Genomic DNA, 26,517 nt, shown 5'->3' with positions numbered 1-26,517 from the left:
CATGATTCTTCAACCGACCTCCTTGCGCGCCGGAGGAAGATCATTCCCGATTATTCATCGGACGCCTTGCGATTGTAATCGTTCATGCTCGACGACAATCCGGCCGCCAGCACCGAGCGCACCACCTCTTCGCCCAGAAGGATCATGTCCTCAAACTTTCGCGCGTCTTCGGCGTATGGAGGCTGGAGCACGTAGGACTCGACCGGTTCTCCATGAAGGGGACGGCCTATGCCCAGTTTCAGTCTTGGAAAATCCCGGGTGTTGAGGTGGGCCATGATGGAGGCTATACCCTTGTGACCGCCCGCTCCGCCCTTTCTGGCCAGCCGGACCCGGCCGCAGGGCAAATCAAGGTCGTCGTGCACGACCAGGACCCGTTCCGACGGAAATCCGAAATACTTGAGGATTTCACCGACCGCGGCGCCACTGAGGTTCATGTAGGTCAGAGGCTTGGCAAGGAGGACTTTCCTGCCTTCGACAAACCCCGTCCCCCAGCTCGCACGGAACTTCCGCTCCTGCATGGCGATGCCGAACCCGGCAGCCAGCCTGTCCACCACCATGAAGCCCGCGTTGTGGCGTGTGTGTTCGTACTGAGGCCCCGGATTGCCGAGCCCGACAACCGCGACCACCGGCTCGTCCATCTCCGAATGCAGGGTCATGCTTTTCCGGCAGCGCCTCGGGACTCCTCAGGAATCCCGGGCCTGGAGGCTCATTCTTCCGCAGCTTCTGCGTCTTCTTTTCCGGCGCCTTCAGGAGCAACCACGTTGACAACCGCCATCCCACCGTCGTCCGTAAGCTCAAAAGGCACGATCGTCCGAAGCTGCTCGACCTGGATCGACGACCCGATGTCCAGCTTGCTCACGTCAACCTGCACCTTCTCAGGAATCTCCCCCGGCAGGCAGCGAACCGACAGCATGCGTTGAATGAGATTCAGCGTTCCGCCCTTCTTCACTCCGACGGGCTCACCCAAGAGCTCCACCGGCACCTCGACCACGATCGGATGATCGAGCGGGACCTCGTAGAAATCGACATGCAGAAAGCGCCTGCGCACAGGATGGACTTGGACTTCCCGGATCAGAACCTGTTTCATCTCCGCCGTTCCGTCGCCCTCGACGGTCAGGCGCAGCAACTTGCTTTCCTCCCCCATGTCGCGGAGCAGCCGTTCCAGCCTCTGCCTGGGTACCGAAAGAGAGACCGTTTCCGCCTTGGGACCGTACAGAACCGCGGGCACCATTTCGTTGCGTCGTAACGCCCTTGCGGGTCCCTTGCCGCTTTTCGTCCTGGTTTGCGCAACCAATTCAATATCCATGCTCATTTGCCTCCTGAAATATTTAAGCACCGCGCTCGAGGCGTGCTCATGTTCTCGTGAACAGCGAACTCACAGATTCTTCATAGTGCACCCGCCGGATGACTTCCGCCAGCATGGATGCCACGCTCACCGTTCTTATCTTTTCGCACCGCGCGGCTTTTTCATCGCGCGGCACGGTGTCCGTCACAGTCAATGATTGAAGCGCGGAGGATTCGATCCTCTCGACGGCATCGCCCGACAACAGAGCATGCACCGCACAGGCCTCAACCGATGCGGCGCCGGCGGCCACGGCTCCCTCGGCAGCCCGGATCAGCGTCTGACCCGTGTCCACCATGTCGTCGAGGATAACCACCCTGCGGCCGCGGACATCCCCCACAATCTGCGCGTACGGCCCGGCTTCCGCCCGCCGGTAATCCAGTATGGCAAGAAACGCGCCGAGCCGTTCGGCAAAAGTCCGTGCCCTTTCGACCCCCCCCGCGTCGGGAGCCACTATGACCTCGTTTCCCTGCAGACGCACCTTCAAATCACTCAACAGCACTTCGGTGCCGTACAAATGATCGACCGGAATATTGAAGAATCCCTGGATCTGATCCGCGTGGAGATCGACGGTGATCACCCGGCTTGCGCCCGCGACCACCAGGAGGTCCGCCACCATCTTGGCGGTCAGGGCCACCCGCGGTTTGTCCTTCTGGTCTTGCCGTCCGTAGCCGTAGTAAGGGACGACGCAAGTGACCCTGCGGGCGGAGGCCCGTTTAAGGGCATCCATGATCACCAGGAGCTCCATGAGGTTCTCATTGACCGGAGGGCAGGTGGATTGCAGCACATACGCATCCTTGCCCCTGACGTTCTCGCCGATCTCTACGCGAACCTCCCCGTCGCTGAACCGCCCCACGAGGGCCTCACAGGACTCTATTCCCAAATGGGAGCATACCTGAAGAGCAAGCGGTCGGTTGGAATTGCCAGCAATCAGAACAATCCGGCCTCGCATGGCCACTCCGTCTCACTCTTCTCCAAGCAGGCAATCCTGCCGGTTCATCAGCCTGATGATCACAAGAGAAATGGCTGGGGCGGGAGGATTCGAACCTCCGGGTGCGGGTTCCAAAGACCCGTGCCTTACCGCTTGGCGACGCCCCAAGCAATCGGAGTCTATGATCGCGCGGAAACCGGAGTCCCCAGAACGCGTGTCACGTCAACCCGGCAATCTTTCCAAACCCGGCGAGCCAGTTCCCCCGCACCGTCCGCCAAACGCTGCTCCGCAAAGACCCCAAAAACAGTTGGACCGCTACCGCTCATCAAAGACCCCACAGCCCCGTTTTCCATGAGCCAGCACTTGATTTGCCCAAGCTGAGGGTATTCGTTCAGGGTAACGGTTTCCAGGTCGTTCCGGAGAACCTCGGACAAGTGCCAAGGCCTGTCCAGAAACGAACGGAGTTTAATGCGGCTTTCTCCCCTTGTCAACTTCAAACTTCCGTAAACCCAGCCCGTGGAAACGGATATGGGCGGCTTGACGAGCAGCAGGGGGTAATCGGGAATCCCGTGCACCGGCAACAGTCGCTCCCCGATGCCGGTCGCCAGGGCCGGAACACAATGGAGGAAAAAAGGGACATCCGCGCCAAGGCCCACGGCGAGCCGATGCAAAACCGCTTCGGACAGCGGATTCTCGCTCAACCGGTTCAGCGCGAGAAGCACCGCCGCGGCGTCTGAACTCCCTCCACCCATTCCCGCGCCCACCGGTATGTTTTTCTCCAGCCGAATCGAAACTCCACGAGTGACCCCCGCAGCTTCGAGATAGGCGTCCGCGGCCCGCCAGGCAAGGTTCCCGCGATCATCGGGCACCTCGGCGCTGTCGCAGCTCAGGCGAACGCCCCCTTCGTGACTCCAGGCCACTTCGACGTGATCGTAAACCGCCACCGGAAGCATGAGGCTGGACAGGTCGTGGTAGCCATCCTCCCGTTTCCGGACGATCTCGAGCCATAGATTGATTTTCGCGGGAGTGCCGACCCTAAGTGCCAATGCATGTCCCTTCCGGATTCCTCGCATCCGGGAATTCCCGGCTACTTGCCGCTCTTTTGAACATAACGCAGCCGCAGATCGTAGAGGACCGTCTTCAGAAGACGATCCTCATCGGGATCCAGATTGCCCCTGGTTTTTTCCTGCAGCATACCCAGGGTGTCGATGATCTGCTTTGCCAGGGGCAGATCGACCCGCACGCTCTGAGACTCGGGATCGGGCACTTCTCCAAGATGCACCAGGGCAGAGGAACTCAGGGAAAAGACAAAGGTGGCGAGGGTCACCTCGGGCAGCGGAACGTGGCGAGATTCCTCACCCGAGGGAGCTCTTTCGCCCTTCGCCTCCGCCTCTCGGTCTTCCTTGCCGGCGGTTTCCGGACCGGCCGCCGCTTCGGGTTGCTCGGACTCCTCCCGGGCTACTTTGCGACGATCCTTTACCACGAATCCTTTATCTTCTTTTTCTTCCATGGTCCACCCTCTCTGTGTGAGGTCAAAGTTCAATGGCCTGAACGACGTTCACATTGTCCATGGCCAGCAGTTCCTCCTTCACGTGGCCCGGAACGGGAGTGTCGGTCCGAAGGAATATGATGTTTTGACCGCGTTCGAGCACCTGTCCGACATCCATCATGGAGATGTTGATGTGGTGTTTCCCGAGACAGGTCCCGATCGCTCCGATGGTGCCGGGAGTGTCGATGTTGTAAATGAGCAGCAGGTGACCTTCGAGGGCGGCCTCCAGGCGGAAATCGTTGATCCTGACCATGCGGGGGTCTTTCTTCCCGAAGAACGACCCTGCCACCAGGTTCTCTTCTTCCGAGGTTTTCACGTGAATGCCGATCAGGTTGGTGAAGTCCTCGGCCTCGCTGCGCACGGATTCCGTCACCTTGATGTTCCGCTCGCGGGCAAGGACCGGAACGTTCACGAAGTTGACCATATCTCCCATTATCGGGGTGAGCATCCCCTTCAGTATGGAATAGGTCAAAGGCTGGGTCTCCATGGACGCCACTTCCCCGATGTATTCGATGGATACCTTTTGAATGGCTCCCCGGGTGATCTGAGTGAGGACGGAACCAAGCTTCTCGGAGAGCTTCAGGTAGGGACGAAGCCGGGCGAGCACGGCGCCGTCGATATTGGGGGCGTTCACGGCATTCCTTATGGTGCCGCGCACCAGGAAATCGATGACCTGGTCCGCCACCGCGATGGCGACGTTCTCCTGCGCCTCGTCCGTGGATGCCCCCAGGTGCGGCGTAGCGATGACGCTGTCGAGGGCCAGGAGAGGGTTGTCCTTGGGCGGTTCCTGAGCGAAAACGTCGAGAGCCGCACCGGCCACGATCCCGGCCCGTATGGCGTCATGGAGATCCTGTTCGTTGACGATGCCTCCCCTGGCGCAGTTGATGACGAAAACACCTTCCTTCATCTTTTTGAAAGCTTTTGCGTTCAAGATGTCCCGGGTTTCCGGCGTCATCGGCGTATGGACGGTGATGTAGTCGGAGCGCGTCAGCAGGTCGTCGAGGGCGACCGCCTCTATGCCCGAAGACTCCAGCACCTCGGAGCTGATGTACGGGTCGAAGGCGATGACGTTCATTTTCAAACCTTTGGCCCGATCGGCCACAATGCGCCCGATGCGTCCCATCCCGATGATACCGAGTACTTTGTTGAACACCTCCCGGCCCATGAAACGTTTCTTCTCCCACTTGCCGCTCTTGATGGAATTGGTGGCCTGGGGAATGCTCCGGCTAAGCGCCAGGATCATGGCGATGGCGTGTTCCGCGGTGGTGACGATGTTCCCTTCCGGGGTGTTCATCACCACAATCCCGCGCTTGCTGGCGGCTTCGACGTCGACATTGTCCAGGCCGATGCCCGCCCTGGCCACAACCTTGAGATTGTCCGCAGCGTCTATGATGTCCCGGGTCACCTTGGTCGCGCTACGGATCACCAGGCCGTCGTAGTCCTTGATGATCCCGCGGAGTTCGTCGGGCGTCAGACCGGTTTTCACATCCACTTCAAATTGTTGAACCTTTCTGAGCTTCTCAACGCCCGACTCAGCCAGGTTATCGCTGACCAGAATCTTCATCACTCCCTCCTAGAACATTGAAGAATATCCGCATGCTGTCATAACTCCCGCGATTCGCGCGCCTTCGATCGGACCCCGACGTGGTGCGAACGATCATCAGACGACCGGTTAGGCTAACCCACGCAGATGGGATCGTCAAGAGCGAAGCTATCGTTGTTCGGGGTTGTCAGGGCCGGCTTCCCTGGCCCGGGGTGACACGGTGAACCGTCGCGGCTGCGACCTTGCGGGCGTCATCGTCCGGCCGCTCGGACCGGACCGAAGCCTCTAGGATTTTCCCTTCGGTTTGTTCAGTTCTTCCTCGATGATTTTTTCAAATCTTTCGAAGGAGGGCCCCCCGACGATCAGCTTCCCGTTGACAATGAATGAGGGCGTCCTGTCCACGCCGATCCGCACGGCCTCTTCCACGTCCCGTTCGACCGCCGTCTTGTATTTCCCGCTGTCCAGGCATTCATCGAACATCCGGGTGGAAAGTCCCAGGTCCCGAGCAAAACGCTTGAGCTGAGTCACATCCAGTTCCTGCTCCCAGGCAAACAGAACATCCTGGTAATCCCAAAACCTGCTCTGATCGCCCGCACACCGGGCGGCTTGCGCAGCCAGGTGCGCATTCTTGTGGCGCTTCAACGGGTAGTCCTTGAACACCAGCCTCACTCGGTCTCCAAAGTGCGATTTGACCTTCTTCACACCTTCCTGGGTGGCCCGGCATGCCGGACACTGGTAGTCGGAGAACTCCACCAGAGTCACCGGCGCATCCGCAGGGCCAAGACTCGGACTCCCGTCGAGTTTCACCTCGACAATGGGATACTGCGGCTCTTTGAGATAAATCGCGGCGCCGTATTTCGGCTCAAGAGATTTCCCGTATGCCCTGATCGCATTGAAACGTTTCTGCTGTTCGAGGAAGCCCCTGATGCGCTCCCTCAATTCCTCGTAAGTGCCGGTCCATTCACGCATCCGGTCCCTGTTCTCCCGGATGTACCCATCGATCTCGGCCTCTTCGATAGTGACGCCGTTCGGCACGATGACCTGATTGACGAAGTCATCGAAGGTCATTCCGCGGGATGCGGCTTCTTTCTCGATGAGCTGGTCAAGAAGTAAATGGTCGATTCGGTCCTTCTTGAGCTTGAAAATTTCCTTTTTCAAGTCGTAGAGACGCGCCCCCAGCATGATTTCGATTCTCCGGTCGGTCACCGATTCCCCCGCTATCTTCGCGATGACCTCGGAGTTGTCCGGTCCGCTGAAAATCTTCCTCAGCCCGGCAGTGTCCGCCAGGAGAAAGAAGGAAAGCACGAACGACAATGAAGCCGCCGACACGGTCTGCCAGGTCAGATGCCTCTGGAATGCAACGACCTGAAGCATCAGCACGATCACCAGGTTGGCCACGCAGAACAGGCACGGCAAATCCAGAGAGATCATCATCCAAACAAGAGTGACCTCCACCCCGGTCGCAACGGCCGCAAGCCAGGCCACCCCCTTCCGGAGCTTCCAGGCGGCAAGGCCCAGCAGGAGATAGAAACCCACGCCCCAGGCCCAGAAAGGCACTTTCAGGAGGGTGTACCTTACGGTGTCCGCGCACCCGTCGGAAACACTCCGGCACATCACCTGCAGCCAGGGCAGGACCTCCGAGAGGCCTGCCATGGCGGATATCACGAATCCGGCTACACTGAGCCCAAACAATACCCTGCCTTGCAGTCGTTCCCCAAACATCGGATTCCACCTCGAATACGCGACTGAGCCGTTCCGCACACCCCTTCAACGCGAGCTTACCGGCGGGCCTGATGTGACACGCTCTCCTTCTTCTCCTTCTCAAGCACTTTGATGGTCTTGTCCAGCTCATTCATCTTTTCAACCGAATCCCTGAGCAGCACTCGGGCCTTCTGGTAGTGGAACAAGGCCAGCTTCAGGTCCTGCTTGCTTTCGTAATAGTGCCCCAGATGGTAGTGAGCCAGTCCGATGCGGTTGTTTTGCCCCAGAATGATCCCCATCTGGTAGTCGATATCGGGAAAAGACAGGGCATATCTCTGAATGCTCTGAAGGTGCTCCAGGGCCTCCTCCCGCTTCCCCTGGTCCTGGAGGACAAGCGCCAGCCTGTATTGAGCGATGATCGTCGAAGAATCCATCAACAGGGCGGTCTGAAGCGCTTTCTGCGCCTCGGGAAGCCTCCCCAGCTGGTGATACACCTTGCCGAGGCTGCTCAGGATGAACGGGCTGCCCGGCCGAAGCCTGACCGCTTCCTGCAGCATGGACAGGGCCTGTGCGTTGTCTCCCTGCCGCATGTAAAGCCTTCCCATGCCGTAGAAGGCTTCCGCCTCTCTTTTCTTGACCCCGGCCGTGAACCGTTCCATGGCTCGTGCAGGCTCTGAGTAATCGGCAATGAGCGCCGCCTTCATGAGCGGGAAATCCATCGCGGTGGGCGACACCCTCTTCTTCCCGAACCATTCCTTGTGAGAGTACGCCAGCTCTTTCAGGTACTGGACCCGCTCCGCCACAGCGGGGTGCGTAGACAGGTAACTCGGTATCCTTGCGTTGTTCAGAAATCTGAACTGCTCGAGCCGTTGCATCGCTTCAGCCATGTCCTTCGGGTCGTACCCCGCCTCGCACAGGTTTCTCAGCCCGATCTGGTCCGCCTCGGTTTCGAATTCGCGGCTGTATTTCAAGGCGGCGCTCTGAGCGCCCGCGGCACCTCCGAGAGCCAGGGCGGGGCTCGCACCGGTCTTGCTGGCAAGCAGAATCCCGGCCAACAATCCCGCCAGCGAGGCAACCGACAGGATGCGGCCTTCCTTCATCCGGCGTTCGATGTGACGTGCCTGCACGTGAGCCAACTCATGACTCAGAATGGAGGCCAACTCCCCTTCGTCTTCCAGCACTTCGATGAGTCCCCGAAAGACGAAAACGTAACCGCCGGGGATAGCGAACGCGTTGGGCACCGGTTCATTGATGACGAAGAACCGGAATTCGTAGGGAGTGGTCCCCAGATGCTCGACGATCCGGTTCCCCACGGACTGCACGTACGTGAGCACTTCGCCGTCCTCGACCAGTTGCATGTGCTGCCTGATCTTTTCGAGAAGCTTTCGCCCCAGTTCGTTCTCTTCGCTGAGCGTGAAGGCGAAGCTTCGGGAGAGCGGCGCCACCGCATTCGTGAAGGTGAAACAAACCACGGTTGCGATCACGAGACACACCCGTGCGGCTCTGGTCAGTGGTTTCATAAGAATTCCTCCGCCTTCACGGCATCGGCTCGATCCGATCGTTCGTTCCAGCGCACCGTCTCGGCTTCAGACCAAAGGCTCTCCAGGTCGTAGAAAAATCGAACGGGTTCATAGAAAACATGGACGATCACGTCGCCGTAGTCCATCAATACCCATTGACCTTCTCGAAGGCCTTCGACTCCCAGAGGCCTGATCCCCGCTTCTTTGAGACTCCGTTCGATACTGTCGGCGATCCCCTGTACCTGGCGGCCGGACTTTCCACTGCAGATGACGAAATAATCGGCAAAAGAAGAATACTTCGACACCTCGAGCAACACCACGTCGGCGGCTTTGAGCTTGTCCGCTTCCTCCGCACAAAGGAAGGCTTTGCTCTTCGAGTCCATCGGCTTCTTTTCGGAAACGGATCCGATCCCTCCGGAAAGTGCTGTTTTTTTCTTAGGTTGCGTCATGTTGCATCATTTCCCCAACGGTCTCAACGCCGGCGTTCCAGCCTGCATACAGTTTATTCTGAAAAATATAACGCATAACTTGCGGCGGAACCAGATACCTGATGGAACGCCCCCGCGCCACCAATTCTCGAATCCGTGTCGATGAAATCTCCAGGTGCGTATTGCACAGATAGTGGACGGGGAGCAGGCCGGGGTGCGCGAACGCCTGCGCGCCGGGCTCCCAGGCGTAGTCGGGAGACACCTTGGAACGCAGGAACGCCTCGATGGCCGTCTCGTCATAAGGGGGACGCCTGAGGACGCACATGCGGGCCAGCTCGAAAAGCTCCTGAAAGTGCCACCAGGTGTTCAGTTCAAGAAACGCGTCCAGTCCGACGAGAAAATAGAGATCCACGCCGTTTGCCCAGTCCTGGAGCAATCTGCGCAGGGTCACCACCGTGTAGGATTTGCCGGGAAGCTTGCGTTCGATGTCGGACAGGGCGAATTTCGGGTGATCCTGGATGGCGAGTTCGAGCATTCGCCGGCGATGATCGAAGTCCAGGATCGCTTTACCCCCCTTATGAGGCGGCGTGGCGGCGGGAGTGAAGTAAAGGGCGTCAAGCTCCAGGGCCTCGACGGTTTCTTCCGCTGCTCGAAGGTGACCGAAATGAACGGGATCGAAGGTCCCTCCCATTATGCCGATGCGCTGACGCATTCTGAATCGCTCCGTCCGTTCCGGACCATCAACTGCGGAGCTGCCCGTTTCCCAACGCGATGAACTTGGTGGTGGTCAGTTCCTCGACCCCCATCGGCCCGAACGCATGCAACCGCGACGTGGAAATCCCGATTTCCGCTCCGAGGCCGAGTTGAAAACCGTCATTGAAGCGCGTCGATGCGTTGACGAGCACCAGCGAGGACTGCACCTCCTGCAGAAAACGGTGGGCCCTCTCGAAATTCCCGGTCACGATCGCCTCGGTATGCTGGGACCCGTACCGGGTGATGTGTTCGATGGCCTCTTCCATGTCGTTCACGACCCGGATCGCGAGAATCAGGTCGAGGTATTCGGCGTACCAGTCTTCCTCGACGGCCTGCGCGCAGTCCGCAACGATCCGCCGGGTCCGTTCGCATCCGCGAAGCTCGACCCCCGCCGCCCGAAAGGCCTCCGCCATCGGAGGCAGAAACCGCTGCGCGATGCCGGCGTGCACGAGCAGAGTCTCCATGGCGTTGCATACCCCGGGCCGTTGCACCTTGGCGTTCATGCAAATGCGCATGGCCATATCCGGATCGGCTTCATCATCCACGAAAACGTGGCAGACTCCCTTGTAGTGCTTGAGCACGGGCATCCGGGCGTTCTCGGCGACAAAACGGATGAGGTCCTCTCCCCCGCGCGGGATCATGACGTCGATGCATTCTTCGAGTTTGAGCAAATCCAGCACGGCCTCCCGGTCGGTCGTACCGACCAGTTGGACGGCATCTTCGGGGAGCCCGGTTTCCACCAGCGACCGCCGGAGAATGTCCGCCAGGCAGCGATTCGAATGGAACGCTTCCGAGCCGCCGCGCAGGATCACCGCATTCCCGGCCTTGATGCACAGGGCCGCGGCATCCACGGTCACATTCGGGCGGGATTCGTAAATGATGCCGATGACGCCGAGCGGTATGCGCATTCGCCCCACGCGAAGCCCGTTGGGACGAGTCCACATGCGGGTGATCTCCCCGACCGGGTCGGAAAGCCGGGCCACTTCCTTGAGCCCGCACGCCATCTCTTCAAGGACCTTTGCATCGAGCCGGAGGCGGTCGACCTTGGCCGCCGGAAGCCCCTTGGCGACGGCGGCCCGGATATCCTTGTCGTTGGCTTCGCGGATCGCCGCTTCCGCGCCTTCAATGTTCAAGGCCATGTGCTCGAGGGCTTTGCGTTTATGCACGTCTCCGACTTTGGCCATGTGATGTGCGGCCTGTCGTGCCCTCTTCCCCATGGTCAACACTTCCTCACGCATCCGGCCCTCCGTCCGTTTCTTCCATCATTTCCCCGGCCAACACGAAGTTGTTCCGGTGAATCACCTCGTCGGAATGCTTGTAGCCGATGAGGGTTTCGATCTCCTCGCTGCGATGACCCTTGATACTCTCGATCTCGGCCGACCTGTAGTTGCTCAGTCCGACGCCGACGACGTTCCCGGCCTCATCCAGGCACCGCACGGGCGAGCCCACTCCGAAAGTCCCCCTCACCTCGCGGATGCCGATGGGCAGCAGCGACTTCCCCTTCTTCCTCAGGGCCAGGACGGCTCCCGCATCGAGAACCAGGTCGCCCGCCGGCTTCGGCAAATTGGCGAGCCACACCTTTCTGCCCTGATACACCCGCTTTCGGGGAAGGAAAACGGTGCCGAGCATTTCGCCGTCAAAGAGCCTCAGCAGTATATCACGTTCCCTGCCCGGGGCAATGATCATGGGGATTCCCGAAGCAAGGCACTTCCTCGCCGCATTGACCTTGCTCAGCATGCCCCCCGTTCCCACCGATCCCGGCTGCGGCGTGGCGCAGGCCAGGATTTTCGCATCCACGCGGTGCACCACGGGGATCAGGCCGGCCGAGCTGTTCAGGCGCGGATCGCAGTCATACAGCCCCTGAGTGTCCGTCAGGTTGACCACCAGATCGGCCCCGATCAGACCGGCGATCATCGCCGAGAGCTGATCGTTGTCCCCGAACTTGATCTCTTCCACCACTACCGTATCATTCTCGTTGATGATCGGCAATATTCCCCAGGACAGCAAGGTCTCCAGGGTATTGCGCGCATTCAGGTACCGGTGCCGATGCGCGAGATCCTCACTGGTGAGAAGCAGTTGGGCGACGAGCAGGTCGTACTTGTCGAAAGCGCCTTCCCAGGCCTCCATCAACGCGCCCTGGCCCACGGCCGCCGTCGCCTGCTTGTGCGGAATGGTCCGGGGCCGTTCGCTGAGCCCGATCTTGCGAATGCCGGACGCAACCGCCCCGGAAGTGACGATCACCACCTCCCGGCCGCGTTCCCGCTCCAGGAACTCGGCAATCTGGTCGCTCAGCCGATGGATCATCACCCGGTTCAACCCCCGGGGCCCGGTCAACACGGCACTGCCGACCTTGATCACCACCCGGCGGCAGCGGCTGAAAAACTTTTTGCGATCCTGCAAATCCTGCATCGGCGCTCGGTTCCTCCCTGCTCAGAATGCGATTCGCAACGTCATATGCCCGGCCGTTCTTCCCCCGAGATCGGGCACAGTCCCCGCAAGGGAACGTTTTTTCTCAGCAAATCAATGCATATACAAAAGAGCCCGGCAGGGCAAGGCATTTTCCGGGTCTCGAGCCGGCCGATCCCTTCCCCCGGCCATTCGAGCCCGTCCGTGCGAGGCTCCCGGAACCCGGTGGAAACGCCGTTGCCCCGGCAACCCGAAAGGCCCTCGGAGGGCAGACCCGGCACCCCGGCCCCCCGCTTTGAGGCTCGGAACAACCGCCGAATGTGAGCCCGCCCCTTGTACGTCGGCCATGACGGCAGGGGCAAGGGTATCGGGACCGTGGACTGCGCTGCCGCGCATCCCACCCTTGCTGCGCGACTCAAGAGTTGACAAAGAACACCGTTGCCGCGGAATCGGAGTCGGTCACGCCCTCCGCGCTCACATCCCTGAAGGATTTCCTGGAAAGACGTCACTTCCCGACATGCTCCTCGACATCCTCCACGGGCAAAGAGACTCCCGATTCCGAGAGGATTCTCACGAGAGCGCTCAAAAGCTCGCCGAGCCCCTCCTTCGTCCGGGCCGAGACGGGAAAAACGGGATGGCCCAGTTGTTCGTAGCGGGATACCAGGGCTTCGAGTCGATCCCTTTCGGGTACAAGGTCGACTTTGTTGAGGACGATCACGCGCTTCTTCTCGCCCAGCCGCGCCGAGTAGCTTGCGAGCTCGCTTTCGATGAGCCGGTAGGGCCGTAGCGGCTCCTCGGGACTCAGTTGACTGATATCGACAAGGTGGGCCAGGATGCGCGTCCGCTCGATATGGCGCAGGAACCGGATCCCCAGGCCCGCGCCGTCGTGAGCTCCCTCGATGAGTCCCGGAATATCGGCCATCACGAACGGCGGCGCCTCCCCGTGTCGAACGACCCCCAGGCAGGGAATGAGCGTGGTGAAGGGATAATCCGCGATCCTGGGACGAGCCGCCGACACAACCGAGATCAGGGTGGATTTCCCGGCATTGGGAAGCCCCACCAGGCCCACGTCGGCCATGAGCTTCAACTCGAGCACGAGCTCTCTGTCCTCACCTTCCCGGCCGTCCTCAGCGATGCGGGGCGCCTGCCTGGTCGATGAAACGAACCGCGCGTTGCCCCGGCCTCCCCGTCCTCCCCGGGCCGCAACCCACCGATCTCCGGGATGGGACAGATCGACGAGCGGCTCTCCCGTCTCGGCGTCTTTGATCACCGTGCCCGCCGGCACCTCCAGAACAAGGTCCCGGCCACCCTTCCCGTGGCGGTTCCGTCCCTGCCCGTGTTTGCCGGACTCAGCCTTGAACAGGTGGCGGTAACGAAAGTCAAGAAGCGTGTTCTTCCCTTCGGAGGCCACGAATATCACGCTCCCCCCCTCCCCGCCGTCCCCGCCGTCGGGGCCGCCCCTGGGGACGTACTTTTCGCGCCGGAAGCTCACGCACCCGTTGCCGCCGTTTCCGGACAGAACATGGACTTTGACTTCATCTACGAATTTCATGGAAATCCTTCTCCGGCATCATTGCGGCCGCCGGTCCGCATGCCAAACCGGGTCCCGGCCCGGGGGAAACCGGCGCAAGGGCCGTCCGGCGCGGGAACGCCGGCCGCTTCCCACGGGCGGCCGAAAGCCCGCTCTTCCCCTCTTGAGGCGGGAAGCCGAAGGGGAAAGCGGGATCAACCTTTCGAACGAGGTCCGAAATGCCTTCAGGAGAAGGAAGGAAGGCAGACTATTCTTGCGCGGGGATCGGGTAGACGCTGATCTGCTGGCGGGTCTTGTCCTTGTATTCGAATGCCACAATCCCGTCAATCATGGCAAACAGCGTATAGTCTCGACCCAGGCCGACATTCTTGCCCGGGTGGAACTTGGTCCCCAACTGCCGCACCAGGATATTCCCGGCCCGGACGAACTCCCCTCCGTATCGTTTCACTCCCCTGCGCTGGCCCGCACTGTCACGGCCATTTCTGGAACTTCCGCCGGCTTTCTTGTGTGCCATGGATGGATCCTCCCAATATGTCGATTTCGGCACCCGGGTTCGCGTTTCCGCGGTCGCCGGGGATTACTGCCCAAGGGTTACGATTTCCTCGACCCGCACAGCCGTGTAGTGCTGCCGGTGCCCCTGCTTCTTGCGGTAGTCCTTGCGTCGCTTGTGCTTGAATATCACTATCTTCCGGTGGCGTCCCTGCTCCACGATCTGTCCCTGGACGGCGATGTTCGCCAAAACGGGCTGCCCGACCTGGATGTCGGTGCCATCGGAAAACAGCAGGACCTGATCCAGCGTGACCTTATCCCCGACCTCGCCGAGAAGCTTCTCCACCTTGACCACCTGCCCGGGTCTCACCTCGTACTGCCTGCCGCCCGATTTCAAAACTGCATACATGGGAACATCCTCCAACCGTTTTCGCATTCAGTATTTCCGGACCGCTCCAGCCCGCCCCGGATTCCGGATAAAAAAAGCGGCCTCGCGGCCGCCATGAGAGTGGCGGGTTGCCCGGTTCTCACATCGTGGCATAAATGCCTTGCTTTAAGATCAATTCCTGGTATTCTCGCAGTCTTTCGCATTCTTCCAGGCACTTGTTCTTGTCCTCGTTGGCCCGATCACAGTTTATGCACGGACTCTTCAGCATGGTCTCAATGCCTCCTTATCGGAAAAATATTGAAACACTTTTATATAGTAAAGGCGGTTACCCACTGTCAAGGCCTTTTTGAGATGTGAGCCGTTCCAATGAAGGAAACCGTCTTCGTCAGGCCTCCTGCGCCGCACATCCTGTGGACGCTCCTGCTGGTCGGAATCCTCGCGATATCCTGCGCCTCCATTTTCATCCGGCTTGCCGAAGCCCCTCCCCTGGCGATAGCCGCATACCGGGTCGGCATCGCCGCGCTGATCATCGCGCCGTACACTCTATACAAACGGCCCCGGGCCGACGATCGTTGGAATTCCCGGAGGCTGTTGCAGGCCATTCTGGCCGGCGTCTTCCTGGCCCTGCACTTCGCCTTCTGGATCAAGTCCCTTCAGATGACGTCGGTGGCGAGCGCGGCCACGCTGTGCAACACCACGCCCCTGTTCACGGCCCTCTACGCCCGGCTGTTTCTCGGGGAACGGCTTCCGGCCCGGGCGACGGCCGGCATCCTGGTGGCCGTGGGCGGCGGCGTGCTCCTTGCGGGAACGGATTTCCTTCTCACCGCGGAGGCGCTCCAGGGAGACCTGCTGGCAGTGTGCGGAGCGATGGCGGCAACGGGATATCTCCTCGCCGGCAGCGCGCTCAGGCCGTGGCTCAGCTTGCCCGCCTACACCCTGGCCGTCTACGGAATCGCCGCGCTGGTCCTGCTCGCCTGGAGCGTCGCCTCGGGAACGACGCTGAGCGGCTTCCCCGCGCAGACATATCTTTATCTCGTCCTGCTGGCCGTCATCCCCCAGCTGATCGGCCACACGACTTTCAACTGGGCCCTGCGCTTTCTGTCGCCCACTTCCGTCGCCATCCTCGTCCTCGGTGAACCGGCGGGCGCGACCCTGCTCGCCTGGCTCTTCCTTGGCGAATCACCGACCCTGCTCAAATCCGCCGGCCTGATGACACTCGGCGCGGGCATTGTCCTGAGCTCGCTTTCAATGCCCTCAAGGGAAAATGCCGATCCGGCCGCCTGAGCGCGCCGCGCAATGCCCACGGCGACTTCGAGTTGACAGCGGGGTGGAAAAACAGTAGTTTCAAGGCGTGAAAAAACAGGGAATGGCGGTCGGCAACACAACAACGCGAACGGCAACAGGTGGTTCATGTCCTTCTTCGGTTATATGATCCGGCAAGTGGCGGAGATCGTCAATACGGTTCTGAGTCTCTACATTTACGTCATCATCGCGCGAGCGCTTCTGTCCTGGGTCAACCCGGATCCGTACAATCCCATCGTTCGAGTCATCCACAACATCACCGAACCCGTGCTGCTCGCCATTCGCAGGCGCCTGCCGGTGTTTTTCGGGGGGATTGATTTCACGCCTTTGCTCGTCATTGCGGGCATCGTGCTGCTCCAATCGGTGATCGCCAGACTTGCCGTCATGATGTAAACCCGATAGGACCAAGAACCGTGGACTCGACATCTGACGATATCAGAAACAAGACGTTCCGGTCTTCCTGGAGAGGCTTCGACCCGAAGGAAGTCTCGGCTTTTATCGAGCAACTGACCGAGGAAATCAAAGAGCTGAAGATCGAGAACGCCGGTTTGAAGAAGACGATCCAGGAGCATGAAAAGGAACTGAAGGATTACAAGGACCGGGAGAATACCATTCGCAACGTCCTGGTCAACGCTCACAACACCGTCGAGCAGATGAAGACGAACGCCGAGAAGGAAGCGAGGCTGATTCTCTCGGAGGCGGAACTGAAAGCGGAGAAACTGGTTCAGGACGCTCAACTGCGGCTGGGCAAGGTGCATGAGGACATCGCCGAGCTCAAACGTCACCGCATTCAGCTCGAAAGCAGGCTCCGCGCCACCATCGAAGCGTACCAGCAGCTTCTCGGCATGGACAAGGCTGAAGAACACCAATAGAAGGCGGCGCCGGCAACGGGGCAAAGGCTCCGAACACGCATCGATTGCGCCTCTGGGGGGAACATGACCATAAGCCAGGAATTGCTCGACATTCTCGCCTGCCCCAAGTGCAAGGGAGATATCCGCTTGAACGAAACGCAGGACGGCCTGATCTGTGATAAGTGCAAGCTTTTGTACGAGATCCGCGACGATATCCCGATCATGCTCATTGATGAAGCAAAACCGTTTCAGGCCTAGAACAGCCGATCTTATGCCCAACCATCCCGATTTGACCGCGAGCGAGAAGCAGCGTCTGCGCGAGGCTGTATCGTCCTTTCCTCAGTTTCATCTCCTTGTTGCCGGGGACCTGATGCTCGATACGTTCATCTGGGGGGAAGTGCGCAGGATTTCGCCCGAAGCCCCGGTACCGGTGGTCGAGGTCAGGGAGGAAACGCGCTTGCTCGGGGGAACCGCCAACGTCGTCCACAACGTTTCCAGGCTGGGAGGAAAGGTTTCGGTGGTCGGAGCCGTGGGGGACGACTCGCCGGGACGCCTGCTGCGAAGGCTTCTCGACGAGATATCGGTGGAAACGGACGGATTGATCACCATCCGGAACCGGCCCACCACGGTGAAGACCCGCATCATCGCCCGCAATCAGCAGGTCGTGCGCATCGATCACGAGAGCAGCGTTCCGGTTTCCGGAGACTCCACGGAAGGAATGCTCGACTTCATTCGGAACAATCTCCCGCGGATTGACGGCATCGTGATTTCGGACTATGCCAAGGGGGTGGTCACGCCGGAATTCATGGACGCGGTGCGTGCGGCGACACGCGGACTGGACATTCCGGTCATCGTGGACCCGAAGGTGAAGCACGCGGAGATCTACCGCGAGGTGACCATGGTCACGCCCAATCACCATGAAGCCGCGCGCATGGCCGGAATCGAAATCCACGACGAGGACTCCCTGGTCAGAGCGGGCCGGCATCTGCTCGAACACCTCAACTGTAAGGCGGTCCTGATCACCAGGGGCAAGGACGGCATGAGCCTGTTCCATCACACGGGCGGCATGGATCATATCCCCACCGTCGCCCGCAGGGTTTTCGACGTCACCGGCGCCGGAGACACGGTCAGCGCGGTCCTCGGCCTGGGGGTCGCTTCCGGTCTGACCATGAAGGAATCGGCCCTGCTCGCCAATCTCGCGGCCGGGATCGTCGTGGGCGAAGTGGGCACTGCCGCGGTATCGGCCGCGCAACTGTTGTCGGCCCTCGACACCTACTGACGAAACCGAGGTCCACATGAGCCGCCCCAAGGAACCCCCTTCCGCAAAACTCATCATGGGGATGCTTTTTCGTGATGCCCGGGTCCACCGGCAGGCGCTTGCCGCGGCGACGGACCTCTTCGGCCCCCTCGATTTCGCCACGGAACCCGAGCCGTTTCATTTCACCACCTATTACGATCGCGAAATGGGACCGGGAATCCTGCGCCGCACGATCGGCTTCCTCGATCCGGTCCGCCCCGAATCCCTGCCGGACATCAAGCTGAGGACGAACGGGATTGAAGACCGGCTTGCAGTGGACGGCAAACGACAGGTAAACCTGGACCCGGGACTGTTGAGCGAAGAACGGATCATCCTCGCCTCGGGGAAAAACTACACCCACCGGGTCTACCTCCGGGACGGCATCTACGCGGATCTCACCCTCATCTATCAGAAAGGCGCCTACCAGTGCCTTCCCTGGACGTACCCGGACTACAGGAGCCCGATTCTGCTGCACTTTTTCGGTATCCTGCGACGGAAGCTCGCTTTCCAACGCAGCGGGAAGCTCCCTCGAAAAATCGTGCCCCAAGGAGGCCCCATTTGATAGCCAGCATGACGGCATTCGGACGAACCCAGAAAGAAACCTCGGGATATTCGATCACGGTCGAGGTCAGGACGCTGAACGGTCGAGGCCTGGACATCGTTCCGAGGCTGCCGAAGAATTTCCTGGAATTTGAGGACGCCTGTCGAAAGCTGGTCTCGCAGAGCTTGCGGCGTGGGCGCGTGGAGGTTTTCGTCCAGATCGAATCGACCAGCCCCGAGCTGAAGGCCCCCCGCCTCAACCTGCCTTTGGCGCGTCACTACTGGGAACAATTGATGGAATTGCACCGGTCGCTCCCGGCCAGCGCGCCCCCGATGCTCGACAGCCTGCTCCGTGTGCCGTACCTGTTCGAAGCCCGCGAGGACGATCCCGACCGGGAGCTCATCCGGGAACTGCTCACGGGCGCATTGTCGGAAGCCCTGGAACAGGTTCGATCCATGCGGCTGGTGGAAGGCGAATCCCTGCGCAAAGACTGCCTGGAACGCCTCGAAGTCCTGGCCCGCGATCTCGCCCTGATCGAAAGCCGCAAGGATCTGGTCGTTCTGGAGTATCAGCAGAAGATACGGGACCGAATTCAGGAGTTGCTTTCGGACACCGAAGTCGACGAAAACCGCCTGCTGCAGGAAGTCGCCTACATCGCCGAACGAGCCGACATCAACGAGGAGATCGTCCGCCTGAAGAGCCATTTCGATCAACTCCGCGAGCTTCTCTCGGAACAGGCGCCCTCGGACGGCAGGAGGCTCGATTTCCTGGCGCAGGAGCTGCACCGGGAAGTCAATACGATCGGGAGCAAGACCGGCGACCTGGAAACCGTTCAAGCCGTGGTGCGCATGAAAACCGAAATCGGGAAAGTGAAGGAGCAGGTCCAGAATATCGAATAGGCCCGCCGGCGGCGCCGTCCCGGTCCCCGGTTCACGGGAATGCCCCGCGGCCGAAAAGTCGGCTCCCGCCGGACAAAACGCTTGCTTTTGCCCGGGGCTTCAACGAATATTCTCGAACACCCCGCGTTCGGTTTTGCAGATCGGCGATCGTCCGACCGCGGAGCGCCTCTCTCGCCCGCAGGAGGCGGTGATCGAAGGCGCCCACGATTCGGAGCGGTCGCCGATGCCGTGACCGTCGAAGATCGCCTTTTGTTTGGCGAACACCGCAACAGATGCCTGAGGGGTCATTCATGGAAGTAAAACTGCTCAACATCGGATTCGGAAACACGGTTATCGCCAATCGAGTGATCGCCATCGTTTCGCCGGCATCGGCTCCCATGAAGAGGCTCAAGGAGGATGCGCGGCAGGCGAACAAGCTGATCGACGCCACCATGGGCCGCAGGACCCGAGCCATCATCGTCACCGACAGCGATCACATCATCCTTTCGGGCGTCCAGGCCGAAACCATCGCACAGCGCCTCTTGACCGAAGGGGGAGTGCGGGACGTGAACCTGCTCAAGCAGGCAAAAGATTAGCCATGTCCCGCCCAGCCTATTCCGGACAGATTTTCATCGTCTCCGCCCCATCGGGTGTCGGCAAGACCACCATGATCCGCGCCATCCTGGACCGGTGTCCCGAGCTGCGTTTCTCCGTGTCGTGCACCACGCGTTCGCCGCGCCCCGGAGAAGCGGACGGAAAAGATTATCATTTCCTGACGCAGCGGGAATTCCTGGACGGCATTTCGGCCGGCCGGTTCCTGGAATGGGCGGAAGTCCACGGGAACTTCTACGGCACGGACGGGAACCAGGTGGAGGAATGGATCGCGCAAGGCCGGGACGTGCTGCTCGATATCGACGTTCAGGGGGCCAGGCAGGTCCGGTGCACCTACCCTTGCGCGCACACCATCTTTATCGTGCCGCCGTCCATGGAAGTCCTCGAGCAGAGGTTGAACATGCGGGGCACCGAATCCCCCCGGCAGATCGGCGAACGTTCGGCTGCGGCACGCCGTGAAATGTTGCAGGCTCCGTGGTACGACTACCTCATCGTCAACGACGTTCTGGCGGACGCGGTCGCCGACCTGCACGCGATCCTGCGCGCCTGTCGCTGCCGCCGCGACGTCCGGATGGGGCGGCTCAAGCCGTTTTTCATGTCCCGGCTGCCCTCCTGACGGTTCATTTGCCCGGATCGTTGATTTCCATGAGAAAGACGCATTCAAGCACGCCGCCTCATCTCTGGGTCTCCGGTTTCAACCCGGTGCGGGAAGTCCTGCTGACGGGTCGCGTCGAAGTCCTGGAAATGATCGTGGCCAGGTCGGACCAGCGCGTCCGGGAACTGGTGGAACTGGGGGCTCTGAGGGGCATTGCGCCCCGGCAGGAAACACGGGACGGCCTTTCGGCCCTGGTGGGGCATGCGCACCACCAGGGGGTTGCGCTGCGCATGCGCGAATTCCCTTATGCCGCCCTGGAGGCACTGCTGGAAAAGCCCACGGGGGAGCGGGAGCCGCTGGTGATTCTCGATTGCCTGCAGGATCCGCAGAACCTGGGCGCCATGCTGAGGAGCGCCTGTTTTCTGGGCGCGCGCGGCGTGATCGTTCCCAGGGACAGGTCGGCCCGGGTCACCTCCACGGTCATCAGAATCGCCGCGGGAGCCACCGCGTACCTGCCGGTCATCCAGGTGAACAACCTGGTGAGGGCTCTGGAACAATTGAAGGAATGCGGGCTGTGGATCTTCGGTCTCGACGCGCAGGCCGCTCAGACGATCTACGACGCGGACCTCACGGTCCCCCTGGGACTGGTTGTAGGCAACGAACAGAAAGGACTGCGACCGCTCGTCGCAAGAGCCTGCGACGCCATGGTCCGCATACCCGAACATGGACCGCTGCAATCCCTCAACGCCGCGACTTCGGGGGCCATTGCACTGGCCGAGGTGCAACGCCGGCGCCTCATGGGGAAATAGCCGGACGCCCCCCGAAGAGCGCCGTCCCGATTCTCACCAGGGTCGCCCCTTCCTCGACGGCCACCTCGAAATCATTGCTCATGCCCATGGAGAGCTCGGTGAGCTCGCCGGGGCGGGGAGCGATCCCCCTCAAGCGCTCCAGCAGCTCCCGCAACAACCTGAAAAAGGGGCGTACCTCCTGTGCGTTTTCGAAGTAGGGGGGAAGGGTCATGAGACCGCGAACGCTCAGCCCGGAGAGCGCTGCGACGGCTTCGAACAGCTTCGGGAGGTCATCGGGCGACACCCCGCTCCTGCTCTGTTCGTCGCCGACGTTGACCTGGAGCAGAACGGGGATCACGCGGTTTCTTTTTCTCGCCTGCCGGTCGAGCTCGACGGCCAGGCGCAGCCGGTCCACCGTATGAACCCAGTCGCAGTATTCCGCCGCCACCCGAGCCTTGTTCGATTGAAGGTGGCCGATGAAATGCCATGACACCGCCAGATCTTCCAGGGCTTCGATTTTTCTTCGCGCTTCCTGGATGTAATTCTCCCCGAGCAGGGTCAGGCCCGCTTCCACGCCTTCCCTGATGCGGTCGGTCGGGACGGTTTTCGTCACCGCCACCAGCCGCACGGCGGCGGGGTCCCGCCCCGCCCTGGAGCAGGCGGCGTTCATGCGCTCCTGAATTCGTTCGAGGTTCTCAGCCACGGTCGCCATGGCGGTCCATGCCTCCTTGCGCCTTCCGGTCCGCGTGCCGAACGGCGCTCAGGAACGTTCTTCCGCAACGGGTGCCACAACCCCGCATTCGACCAGCAGATCCAGGACTTCGCTCAAGGGCAGTCCCACCACGTTGGTATAGGATCCTTCGATGGATGCCGCCAGGAAAGCTCCCATCCCCTGGATTCCGTATGCGCCCGCCTTGTCCAGCGGCTCCCCGGTATTCACATAGGAACGGATTTCGGCCGGGGAAAGCCGCTTGAAGCGCACCGTGGTCGTAACCGAACGTGTTTCGATCATGCGCCGGCTTCGATTCACCAGGCAGAATGCGCTGATCACCTCGTGGGTCGCTCCGCTCAGTTGCGCGAGCATCCGCAACGCTTCCGCGGAATCGGCCGGTTTCCCGAAAACGGTCGCGCCGAGCGCCACGACCGTGTCCGCGCCCAGCACCCAGGAATCCGGGAACAGCTCGGCGACCGCTTCGGCCTTCTCCCGGGCGCAGCGCGCAGCGAGCTCCACCGGGGGACCGAAGACCCTGCCCGTGGATTCTTCAATTCCGCTGACGATCACATCAAAGGTCAGTCCCATCAACGTGAGCAATTCCCTGCGGCGCGGAGAGGAAGAGGCGAGAACGAGGGGCCGGACTGTGCGGAACGGAGGGGGCCCGGTGCCGGACTCAAGCAGGATCATTCCGAGTCCGCCGCGTCGGAAAAGCCGTCCATTCTGAAGACCCGCTGGGCGTTGAGCGTGGTCTGGTCGGCAACGACCGTGAAGGGGCAACCGCGCAATTCGGCCACTTTCCGCGCCGTGTGGTAGACGAACGCCGGTTCGTTGACTTTCCCCCGGTGAGGGATCGGGGCCAGGTAGGGAGCGTCCGTCTCGACCAGCAGGCGGTCCAGCGGGGCCCGCCTCACCACGTCGTGGAGCAGCTCGGCTTTCGGGAACGTCACCGTGCCCGGTATGGAAAGGTGGAAACCGAGATCGAGGCACCTCTCCGCGGTGGTCCAGTCCCCGGAAAAGCAGTGCATCACCGCCCCGACCAATGAAGGAAGGTACTCGGGCACAATCCGGAAAAAGTCATCGAATGCCTGTCGGACGTGAAAGACGACCGGAAGCTTCTCGTCGGCGGCGACTTCGAGTTGCCGACGCAGGCACTTCCTCTGGATGGCACGGGGCTGGTAGTCCCGGTAGTAGTCCAGGCCCGCTTCGCCGATGGCGAGCACCTTCTCCTGCCTGCTGAGCTCACGGAGAATCTCCGTTGCTTTTTCGTCGAGGAGGAAAGCGTCGTGGGGGTGTATTCCCACCGTGGCGTAGACACCGGGGTAGCGGCCGGCAAGGCCGACGGCTTCGCGGCTGCTTGCCAGGCTGATCCCGATGGTGATGATTTTCCGGACGTCGGCCTTTGCGGCCCGCTCCAGCACGGCAGGCAGATCTTGAGCAAATTCCGGAAAGTCCAGATGAGCGTGAGTATCAATCAGCATATCGGTACCCCTCGATGATCTTCAATCCATTCCCGTGTGCACTTCGTTTCGTTCTCCCGCAGAGCCTGTCGATCGCGGTCCGAACGGTTCTCCGGAAGGCCGCTTTGCCGAACCCTGCGGGCTTTTTCCTTGCTGCTCATACCCTGCGCCATTATAATGCCTCTCACCCGGGTCGGAGAATAACCGCATCCCGGTGACAACCGGTTTTCCCCGGCCAATCTCTTGACGGCTGTTCCGGACAAGCATTTCCAATGATACGAGAGGCCCATCGAAATGAAAAAAGCCCTGTGCATTTCCACCGCAGTGTTGTTTTTTACCACGTTTCCATTGCCTCAGGCAAGCTGGGCGGCAAAAGCCTACACGACCGACGCTCAGGAAATCCCCATGAGGTCCGCCGCCGGCGCTCAAAACCGCGTTCTGCTCACGATCCCCAAGGGAAGTGCGGTGGAACTGGTGAAGACCAACGAATGGACCCAGGTTCGATACACCCCCCCCGACGGAAAGTCGAAGGAAGGATGGGTGCAGAGCAAATTCCTCGAATCCAGGCCCTCGGAATCCGCGGCCATAAAGGAATTGAAAGGCGAAAACACGTCGCTCAGGGAACAGCTGCAGGAAGCCGAGATGGCCAGGGCCGCCCTGGCGCAAAGAGAAAGGGAGGTCTCCGAGAAATTGACGAAACTGGAGGTTTCCTACGAGGAGTTGAAGGGCGGAGCCGCCAGCTATCTCAAGCTCAAGGGCGAATACGACGCGGCCAGGGCTACCCTGGCCAGCACTCAGGAAAGCGTCCAGGCGCTCATCCAGGAAAACCAGGGCCTCAAATTCACGCGGACCATGTACTGGTTCGCCCTGGGAGCCGTGGTGTTCTTTGCGGGCCTGCTCGTCGGCATGTGGTTCCGAAGAAAACGCAAGACGGGGCCGACCTATCGCCTGTGATCCATGAGATGTAAACGGGCCGGGACTTCACCTGCGCGGGCGGGGAACCCCGTGGCCCAAGGGTTCCGGACGGCGGGCGGTTCGGGTTCCCCCCCTCGCGCAGGCGATGAGCTCAGAGGTGAACTGCGGCCGGATGAACCCTTTTTCTTGCCAAGCCCGCCGAAATCGTCTAAAGATAACCAGCCTGCAAGGCGGCACGCGGCGCCGTTACGGATCGGCCGCCGGGTATCGGAAATGCTTCCGCGCCGGGGGTCGCTCCGGGCGGATCACTCATAACGCCCCCGTAGCTCAGGCGGATAGAGCACGAGATTCCTAATCTCGGTGCCACAGGTTCGAGTCCTGTCGGGGGTACCAGAAAATCAACGGGTTAGCGGTTCATCCGCTAACCCGTTTTTTTTTGGTTCAAGCGGGAGTCTGCGTGGCCCTCTTGTCGATTCCCGGGGAGGTCCCTTCCGATTTGCCTTCGTTGCGGGACCGGCGCTCGGTTGTTTTCCGATCTTCGGGCTCCGGCGTCTTTTGAACTGCATGGATGAGCGAGGATTTCCCTGCAGGCGCCCCGCGCCTCAAACCGGCCGTTCCCTGGGACGAAATATTCGCCATGACGCTGACTGCCTTGACACAGACAATCTTCCTGATTTCCTTTATCTTGGGTCAGATATGAATCCTGGACCAGGGTGGATGAACAGCCCCAACCCACAAACCGCCTTGACGCTTGGCAAGCACCGGTTCCTTTCGACAAGAAAGGAACTTCATCAAAGGGGCGCTTTGGGGACGGCGCTCGGTATTCTTCGCGTTGGTCGCGCACCGGGGTGTCTTTCAATGACAAAGCGCATTTGAAAATGGATCGCCGCAGTCGAGAGGAGTCGCTCATGAATGACTTGCGGGAATCGCGCAAGGGCCGGAACGTGTGTCGCATCGTTCTGGTCTTCTCAATAATCGCCGTGTTGTCCGTGCTGCACTACGGCACTGCGACCCGCCACATGGAATATCATATTCTTTATCGAGAACTGTATTTTGTTCCCATCGTAATGGTAAGCCTCTGGTACGGCCTGAGGGCAGGCGTGTACTTTTCCCTCCTGGTCGTCATTCTTTACACGCCTCACGTGATGATGACCTGGAGTGGCCAGCCCGGCGTCAATGTAGGGAACCTGTCGCAGATCATCGTATTCATCCTGGTGTCTGCAATCACCGGCACCCTTTCCGACCGGGAGAGGAAACGCCAGCTGGAAATCAGGGAAGCCCAGAATCTGGCATCGTTGGGAAAGGCATCACTGGCGATGACTTCCGAGCTGCGAGAAGTTCTCGACGCACTGAAAGAACTGATGAAGGACCGCGAAATGCCGGCGAGCCCCAATTTCAGCCAGAGGCTGAAGAATCAGGTGGACAGAATCACGACGTTGGATCACACCTTGTCGCATTTCACTCTGGAGCGCTCCGAAGCCCAGAAAGATTTTGCCGAAGTCGACAGCTCCGTTGAACGTGTGAAAAGCAAACTGAAGCCCTTGGCCGAGCGTTCGGGAGTGACCGTTGAAACGCGGCTGGAGCCGGCTTTGGGCCTGCTCGCAGTCAACGAGCTCGATTTCGTGTGGATGATCGAGGAACTCACCACGAACGCAATCGAAAGCTCGACGGCCGGCAGCACGGTGACCATCGCTTCCAGGTGGTCCGAGGGACAGTGTGAGGTCGAGGTCCATGACCGGGGAATCGGTATTCCTCCCGAGAATCTGTCGAAGATTTTTGTTCCGTTCTTCACCACAAAGGAGAGGGGGACCGGTCTGAGCATGGCGGTCTGCAAAAAGATCATGAAGGATTGCGACGGGGAAATACGCGTGGACAGCGACCGGGCCGAAGGGACCAGACTTGTTCTGGTCTTCCGGCGGATACATCCCCAAACCCGCGGTTGATCACCGGCGTTGAGGCCGGAACCCGTGTTGAGATCATTACTA

The 26,517-nt window shown here is 60.5% G+C and carries 31 protein-coding genes and 2 tRNA genes; 13 read left to right on the top strand and 20 right to left on the bottom strand.

All coding sequences use genetic code 11. From position 1 onward, the window contains the following. Window positions 1-50: 50 nt before the first annotated feature. The 17 genes from pth to SFUM_RS24010 form a co-directional block, all read right to left on the bottom strand. Entirely contained in the window at window positions 51-656 is a 606-nt protein-coding gene (gene pth, locus SFUM_RS18900) for an aminoacyl-tRNA hydrolase (protein ID WP_011700449.1), read from the bottom strand. Window positions 657-706: 50 nt separating this feature from the next. Then, window positions 707-1,312 carry a 50S ribosomal protein L25/general stress protein Ctc gene (locus SFUM_RS18895; protein ID WP_049766430.1) on the bottom strand — a complete coding sequence of 202 codons (606 nt, stop codon included), beginning with the start codon at window positions 1,310-1,312 and terminating at the stop codon, window positions 707-709. 40 nt (window positions 1,313-1,352) lie between these two features. Further along, window positions 1,353-2,294 carry a ribose-phosphate pyrophosphokinase gene (locus tag SFUM_RS18890; RefSeq protein WP_011700447.1) on the bottom strand — a complete coding sequence of 314 codons (942 nt, stop codon included), beginning with the start codon at window positions 2,292-2,294 and terminating at the stop codon, window positions 1,353-1,355. Window positions 2,295-2,365: 71 nt separating this feature from the next. Beyond that, a tRNA-Gln gene (locus tag SFUM_RS18885) sits at window positions 2,366-2,440 on the bottom strand. 12 nt (window positions 2,441-2,452) lie between these two features. Next, a complete protein-coding gene (ispE, locus tag SFUM_RS18880; protein WP_167321379.1) occupies window positions 2,453-3,319 on the bottom strand; it encodes a 4-(cytidine 5'-diphospho)-2-C-methyl-D-erythritol kinase in 867 nt (288 codons plus the stop codon). A 41-nt stretch (window positions 3,320-3,360) separates the two neighbouring features. Next, on the bottom strand, window positions 3,361-3,783 hold the full coding sequence (locus SFUM_RS22690; RefSeq protein WP_011700445.1) for a DUF1844 domain-containing protein: 423 nt from the start codon (window positions 3,781-3,783) through the stop codon (window positions 3,361-3,363). A gap of 22 nt (window positions 3,784-3,805) precedes the next feature. Continuing rightward, complete coding sequence (serA, locus tag SFUM_RS18870) at window positions 3,806-5,386, bottom strand: phosphoglycerate dehydrogenase (protein WP_011700444.1); 1,581 nt, start codon at window positions 5,384-5,386, stop codon at window positions 3,806-3,808. A gap of 264 nt (window positions 5,387-5,650) precedes the next feature. Beyond that, complete coding sequence (locus SFUM_RS18865; protein ID WP_041441006.1) at window positions 5,651-7,087, bottom strand: thioredoxin domain-containing protein; 1,437 nt, start codon at window positions 7,085-7,087, stop codon at window positions 5,651-5,653. A gap of 56 nt (window positions 7,088-7,143) precedes the next feature. Continuing rightward, window positions 7,144-8,586 (bottom strand): M48 family metallopeptidase, encoded by a 1,443-nt coding sequence (locus SFUM_RS22130; protein WP_011700442.1) that lies wholly within the window; start codon window positions 8,584-8,586, stop codon window positions 7,144-7,146. After that, the gene (gene rsfS, locus SFUM_RS18855; protein WP_041443165.1) at window positions 8,583-8,969 is read right to left on the bottom strand and encodes a ribosome silencing factor; all 387 of its coding nucleotides are present in this window, start codon (window positions 8,967-8,969) and stop codon (window positions 8,583-8,585) included. The genes SFUM_RS22130 and rsfS overlap by 4 nt, the downstream gene beginning before the upstream one ends. A gap of 52 nt (window positions 8,970-9,021) precedes the next feature. Continuing rightward, entirely contained in the window at window positions 9,022-9,726 is a 705-nt protein-coding gene (nadD, locus tag SFUM_RS18850; RefSeq protein ID WP_011700440.1) for a nicotinate-nucleotide adenylyltransferase, read from the bottom strand. A gap of 28 nt (window positions 9,727-9,754) precedes the next feature. Then, the gene (locus SFUM_RS18845; RefSeq protein WP_011700439.1) at window positions 9,755-11,005 is read right to left on the bottom strand and encodes a glutamate-5-semialdehyde dehydrogenase; all 1,251 of its coding nucleotides are present in this window, start codon (window positions 11,003-11,005) and stop codon (window positions 9,755-9,757) included. After that, window positions 10,998-12,176: a glutamate 5-kinase gene (gene proB / locus SFUM_RS18840; RefSeq protein ID WP_011700438.1), complete on the bottom strand. Its 1,179-nt coding sequence runs from the start codon at window positions 12,174-12,176 to the stop codon at window positions 10,998-11,000. The genes SFUM_RS18845 and proB overlap by 8 nt, the downstream gene beginning before the upstream one ends. A gap of 502 nt (window positions 12,177-12,678) precedes the next feature. Then, the gene (obgE, locus tag SFUM_RS18830; RefSeq protein WP_011700436.1) at window positions 12,679-13,725 is read right to left on the bottom strand and encodes a GTPase ObgE; all 1,047 of its coding nucleotides are present in this window, start codon (window positions 13,723-13,725) and stop codon (window positions 12,679-12,681) included. A 226-nt stretch (window positions 13,726-13,951) separates the two neighbouring features. Then, window positions 13,952-14,218, bottom strand: coding sequence for a 50S ribosomal protein L27 (gene rpmA, locus SFUM_RS18825; protein WP_011700435.1), 267 nt, complete (start codon window positions 14,216-14,218; stop codon window positions 13,952-13,954). A 63-nt stretch (window positions 14,219-14,281) separates the two neighbouring features. Continuing rightward, on the bottom strand, window positions 14,282-14,602 hold the full coding sequence (gene rplU / locus SFUM_RS18820) for a 50S ribosomal protein L21 (protein ID WP_011700434.1): 321 nt from the start codon (window positions 14,600-14,602) through the stop codon (window positions 14,282-14,284). Window positions 14,603-14,720: 118 nt separating this feature from the next. Beyond that, the gene (locus SFUM_RS24010; RefSeq protein ID WP_279614590.1) at window positions 14,721-14,849 is read right to left on the bottom strand and encodes a hypothetical protein; all 129 of its coding nucleotides are present in this window, start codon (window positions 14,847-14,849) and stop codon (window positions 14,721-14,723) included. A gap of 98 nt (window positions 14,850-14,947) precedes the next feature. On the opposite strand from SFUM_RS24010, the gene SFUM_RS18815 reads away from it, so the two are divergent. The 10 genes from SFUM_RS18815 (at window position 14,948) to rlmB (ending at window position 21,466) form a co-directional block, all read left to right on the top strand. Next, entirely contained in the window at window positions 14,948-15,865 is a 918-nt protein-coding gene (locus SFUM_RS18815) for a DMT family transporter (RefSeq protein WP_011700433.1), read from the top strand. A gap of 126 nt (window positions 15,866-15,991) precedes the next feature. Further along, window positions 15,992-16,276 carry a YggT family protein gene (locus SFUM_RS18810; RefSeq protein ID WP_011700432.1) on the top strand — a complete coding sequence of 95 codons (285 nt, stop codon included), beginning with the start codon at window positions 15,992-15,994 and terminating at the stop codon, window positions 16,274-16,276. Between the two features lie 20 nt (window positions 16,277-16,296). Beyond that, on the top strand, window positions 16,297-16,755 hold the full coding sequence (locus SFUM_RS22125) for a DivIVA domain-containing protein (protein ID WP_011700431.1): 459 nt from the start codon (window positions 16,297-16,299) through the stop codon (window positions 16,753-16,755). A gap of 63 nt (window positions 16,756-16,818) precedes the next feature. Continuing rightward, window positions 16,819-16,992: a Trm112 family protein gene (locus tag SFUM_RS22685; RefSeq protein ID WP_011700430.1), complete on the top strand. Its 174-nt coding sequence runs from the start codon at window positions 16,819-16,821 to the stop codon at window positions 16,990-16,992. Window positions 16,993-17,005: 13 nt separating this feature from the next. Continuing rightward, window positions 17,006-18,013 (top strand): D-glycero-beta-D-manno-heptose-7-phosphate kinase, encoded by a 1,008-nt coding sequence (gene rfaE1, locus SFUM_RS18800; RefSeq protein WP_049766429.1) that lies wholly within the window; start codon window positions 17,006-17,008, stop codon window positions 18,011-18,013. A 16-nt stretch (window positions 18,014-18,029) separates the two neighbouring features. Next, window positions 18,030-18,593 (top strand): DUF4416 family protein, encoded by a 564-nt coding sequence (locus tag SFUM_RS18795; protein WP_011700428.1) that lies wholly within the window; start codon window positions 18,030-18,032, stop codon window positions 18,591-18,593. Then, entirely contained in the window at window positions 18,590-19,471 is an 882-nt protein-coding gene (locus SFUM_RS18790; RefSeq protein WP_011700427.1) for a YicC/YloC family endoribonuclease, read from the top strand. Before SFUM_RS18795 ends, SFUM_RS18790 begins: the two co-directional genes overlap by 4 nt. A gap of 290 nt (window positions 19,472-19,761) precedes the next feature. Next, a complete protein-coding gene (gene remA, locus SFUM_RS18780) occupies window positions 19,762-20,046 on the top strand; it encodes an extracellular matrix/biofilm regulator RemA (RefSeq protein ID WP_011700426.1) in 285 nt (94 codons plus the stop codon). Window positions 20,047-20,048: 2 nt separating this feature from the next. Further along, complete coding sequence (gene gmk, locus SFUM_RS18775) at window positions 20,049-20,678, top strand: guanylate kinase (RefSeq protein ID WP_011700425.1); 630 nt, start codon at window positions 20,049-20,051, stop codon at window positions 20,676-20,678. Between the two features lie 29 nt (window positions 20,679-20,707). Next, on the top strand, window positions 20,708-21,466 hold the full coding sequence (gene rlmB / locus SFUM_RS18770; protein ID WP_011700424.1) for a 23S rRNA (guanosine(2251)-2'-O)-methyltransferase RlmB: 759 nt from the start codon (window positions 20,708-20,710) through the stop codon (window positions 21,464-21,466). Here rlmB and SFUM_RS18765 read toward each other — a convergent pair. Genes SFUM_RS18765 through SFUM_RS18755 form a run of 3 tightly spaced genes read right to left on the bottom strand, consistent with a single transcriptional unit; the run spans window position 21,453 to window position 23,638 of the window. After that, on the bottom strand, window positions 21,453-22,157 hold the full coding sequence (locus SFUM_RS18765) for a YggS family pyridoxal phosphate-dependent enzyme (RefSeq protein WP_011700423.1): 705 nt from the start codon (window positions 22,155-22,157) through the stop codon (window positions 21,453-21,455). The genes rlmB and SFUM_RS18765 overlap by 14 nt on opposite strands. Window positions 22,158-22,205: 48 nt before the next feature. Next, entirely contained in the window at window positions 22,206-22,847 is a 642-nt protein-coding gene (locus SFUM_RS18760; RefSeq protein ID WP_011700422.1) for a Maf family protein, read from the bottom strand. After that, complete coding sequence (locus SFUM_RS18755; protein WP_011700421.1) at window positions 22,844-23,638, bottom strand: TatD family hydrolase; 795 nt, start codon at window positions 23,636-23,638, stop codon at window positions 22,844-22,846. The genes SFUM_RS18760 and SFUM_RS18755 overlap by 4 nt, the downstream gene beginning before the upstream one ends. A 273-nt stretch (window positions 23,639-23,911) precedes the next feature. Between SFUM_RS18755 and SFUM_RS18745 the strand changes: the two genes are divergently transcribed. The 3 genes from SFUM_RS18745 (at window position 23,912) to SFUM_RS18730 (ending at window position 26,475) form a co-directional block, all read left to right on the top strand. Further along, window positions 23,912-24,571, top strand: a complete 660-nt coding sequence (locus SFUM_RS18745; RefSeq protein ID WP_011700420.1) for a TIGR04211 family SH3 domain-containing protein — start codon at window positions 23,912-23,914, stop codon at window positions 24,569-24,571. Window positions 24,572-24,848: 277 nt separating this feature from the next. After that, window positions 24,849-24,925, top strand: a tRNA-Arg gene (locus SFUM_RS18740). Window positions 24,926-25,440: 515 nt separating this feature from the next. After that, window positions 25,441-26,475, top strand: a complete 1,035-nt coding sequence (locus SFUM_RS18730) for a sensor histidine kinase (protein ID WP_011700419.1) — start codon at window positions 25,441-25,443, stop codon at window positions 26,473-26,475. Window positions 26,476-26,517 lie beyond the last annotated feature (42 nt).

The sequence above is a fragment of the Syntrophobacter fumaroxidans MPOB genome, assembly GCF_000014965.1.
GTDB classification, from domain to species: domain Bacteria; phylum Desulfobacterota; class Syntrophobacteria; order Syntrophobacterales; family Syntrophobacteraceae; genus Syntrophobacter; species Syntrophobacter fumaroxidans.
The sequence above is the reverse complement of the archived record's forward strand: the minus strand, read 5'-3'. Positions and strand labels throughout refer to the sequence as shown.

Excerpts from the sequence above, each read along its gene's own strand:
- pth (WP_011700449.1), bottom strand. The coding sequence starts at position 656 with ATGACCCTGCATTCGGAGATGGACGAGCCGGTGGTCGCGGTTGTCGGG.
- SFUM_RS18895 (WP_049766430.1), bottom strand. The coding sequence starts at position 1,312 with ATGAGCATGGATATTGAATTGGTTGCGCAAACCAGGACGAAAAGCGGC.
- SFUM_RS18890 (WP_011700447.1), bottom strand. The coding sequence starts at position 2,294 with ATGCGAGGCCGGATTGTTCTGATTGCTGGCAATTCCAACCGACCGCTT.
- SFUM_RS22690 (WP_011700445.1), bottom strand. The coding sequence starts at position 3,783 with ATGGAAGAAAAAGAAGATAAAGGATTCGTGGTAAAGGATCGTCGCAAA.
- serA (WP_011700444.1), bottom strand. The coding sequence starts at position 5,386 with ATGAAGATTCTGGTCAGCGATAACCTGGCTGAGTCGGGCGTTGAGAAG.
- SFUM_RS18865 (WP_041441006.1), bottom strand. The coding sequence starts at position 7,087 with ATGTTTGGGGAACGACTGCAAGGCAGGGTATTGTTTGGGCTCAGTGTA.
- SFUM_RS22130 (WP_011700442.1), bottom strand. The coding sequence starts at position 8,586 with ATGAAACCACTGACCAGAGCCGCACGGGTGTGTCTCGTGATCGCAACC.
- rsfS (WP_041443165.1), bottom strand. The coding sequence starts at position 8,969 with ATGGACTCGAAGAGCAAAGCCTTCCTTTGTGCGGAGGAAGCGGACAAG.
- nadD (WP_011700440.1), bottom strand. The coding sequence starts at position 9,726 with ATGCGTCAGCGCATCGGCATAATGGGAGGGACCTTCGATCCCGTTCAT.
- SFUM_RS18845 (WP_011700439.1), bottom strand. The coding sequence starts at position 11,005 with ATGCGTGAGGAAGTGTTGACCATGGGGAAGAGGGCACGACAGGCCGCA.
- proB (WP_011700438.1), bottom strand. The coding sequence starts at position 12,176 with ATGCAGGATTTGCAGGATCGCAAAAAGTTTTTCAGCCGCTGCCGCCGG.
- obgE (WP_011700436.1), bottom strand. The coding sequence starts at position 13,725 with ATGAAATTCGTAGATGAAGTCAAAGTCCATGTTCTGTCCGGAAACGGC.
- rpmA (WP_011700435.1), bottom strand. The coding sequence starts at position 14,218 with ATGGCACACAAGAAAGCCGGCGGAAGTTCCAGAAATGGCCGTGACAGT.
- rplU (WP_011700434.1), bottom strand. The coding sequence starts at position 14,602 with ATGTATGCAGTTTTGAAATCGGGCGGCAGGCAGTACGAGGTGAGACCC.
- SFUM_RS24010 (WP_279614590.1), bottom strand. The coding sequence starts at position 14,849 with ATGCTGAAGAGTCCGTGCATAAACTGTGATCGGGCCAACGAGGACAAG.
- SFUM_RS18815 (WP_011700433.1), top strand. The coding sequence starts at position 14,948 with ATGAAGGAAACCGTCTTCGTCAGGCCTCCTGCGCCGCACATCCTGTGG.
- SFUM_RS18810 (WP_011700432.1), top strand. The coding sequence starts at position 15,992 with ATGTCCTTCTTCGGTTATATGATCCGGCAAGTGGCGGAGATCGTCAAT.
- SFUM_RS22685 (WP_011700430.1), top strand. The coding sequence starts at position 16,819 with ATGACCATAAGCCAGGAATTGCTCGACATTCTCGCCTGCCCCAAGTGC.
- rfaE1 (WP_049766429.1), top strand. The coding sequence starts at position 17,006 with ATGCCCAACCATCCCGATTTGACCGCGAGCGAGAAGCAGCGTCTGCGC.
- SFUM_RS18795 (WP_011700428.1), top strand. The coding sequence starts at position 18,030 with ATGAGCCGCCCCAAGGAACCCCCTTCCGCAAAACTCATCATGGGGATG.
- remA (WP_011700426.1), top strand. The coding sequence starts at position 19,762 with ATGGAAGTAAAACTGCTCAACATCGGATTCGGAAACACGGTTATCGCC.
- gmk (WP_011700425.1), top strand. The coding sequence starts at position 20,049 with ATGTCCCGCCCAGCCTATTCCGGACAGATTTTCATCGTCTCCGCCCCA.
- rlmB (WP_011700424.1), top strand. The coding sequence starts at position 20,708 with ATGAGAAAGACGCATTCAAGCACGCCGCCTCATCTCTGGGTCTCCGGT.
- SFUM_RS18765 (WP_011700423.1), bottom strand. The coding sequence starts at position 22,157 with ATGGCGACCGTGGCTGAGAACCTCGAACGAATTCAGGAGCGCATGAAC.
- SFUM_RS18760 (WP_011700422.1), bottom strand. The coding sequence starts at position 22,847 with ATGATCCTGCTTGAGTCCGGCACCGGGCCCCCTCCGTTCCGCACAGTC.
- SFUM_RS18755 (WP_011700421.1), bottom strand. The coding sequence starts at position 23,638 with ATGCTGATTGATACTCACGCTCATCTGGACTTTCCGGAATTTGCTCAA.
- SFUM_RS18745 (WP_011700420.1), top strand. The coding sequence starts at position 23,912 with ATGAAAAAAGCCCTGTGCATTTCCACCGCAGTGTTGTTTTTTACCACG.
- SFUM_RS18730 (WP_011700419.1), top strand. The coding sequence starts at position 25,441 with ATGAATGACTTGCGGGAATCGCGCAAGGGCCGGAACGTGTGTCGCATC.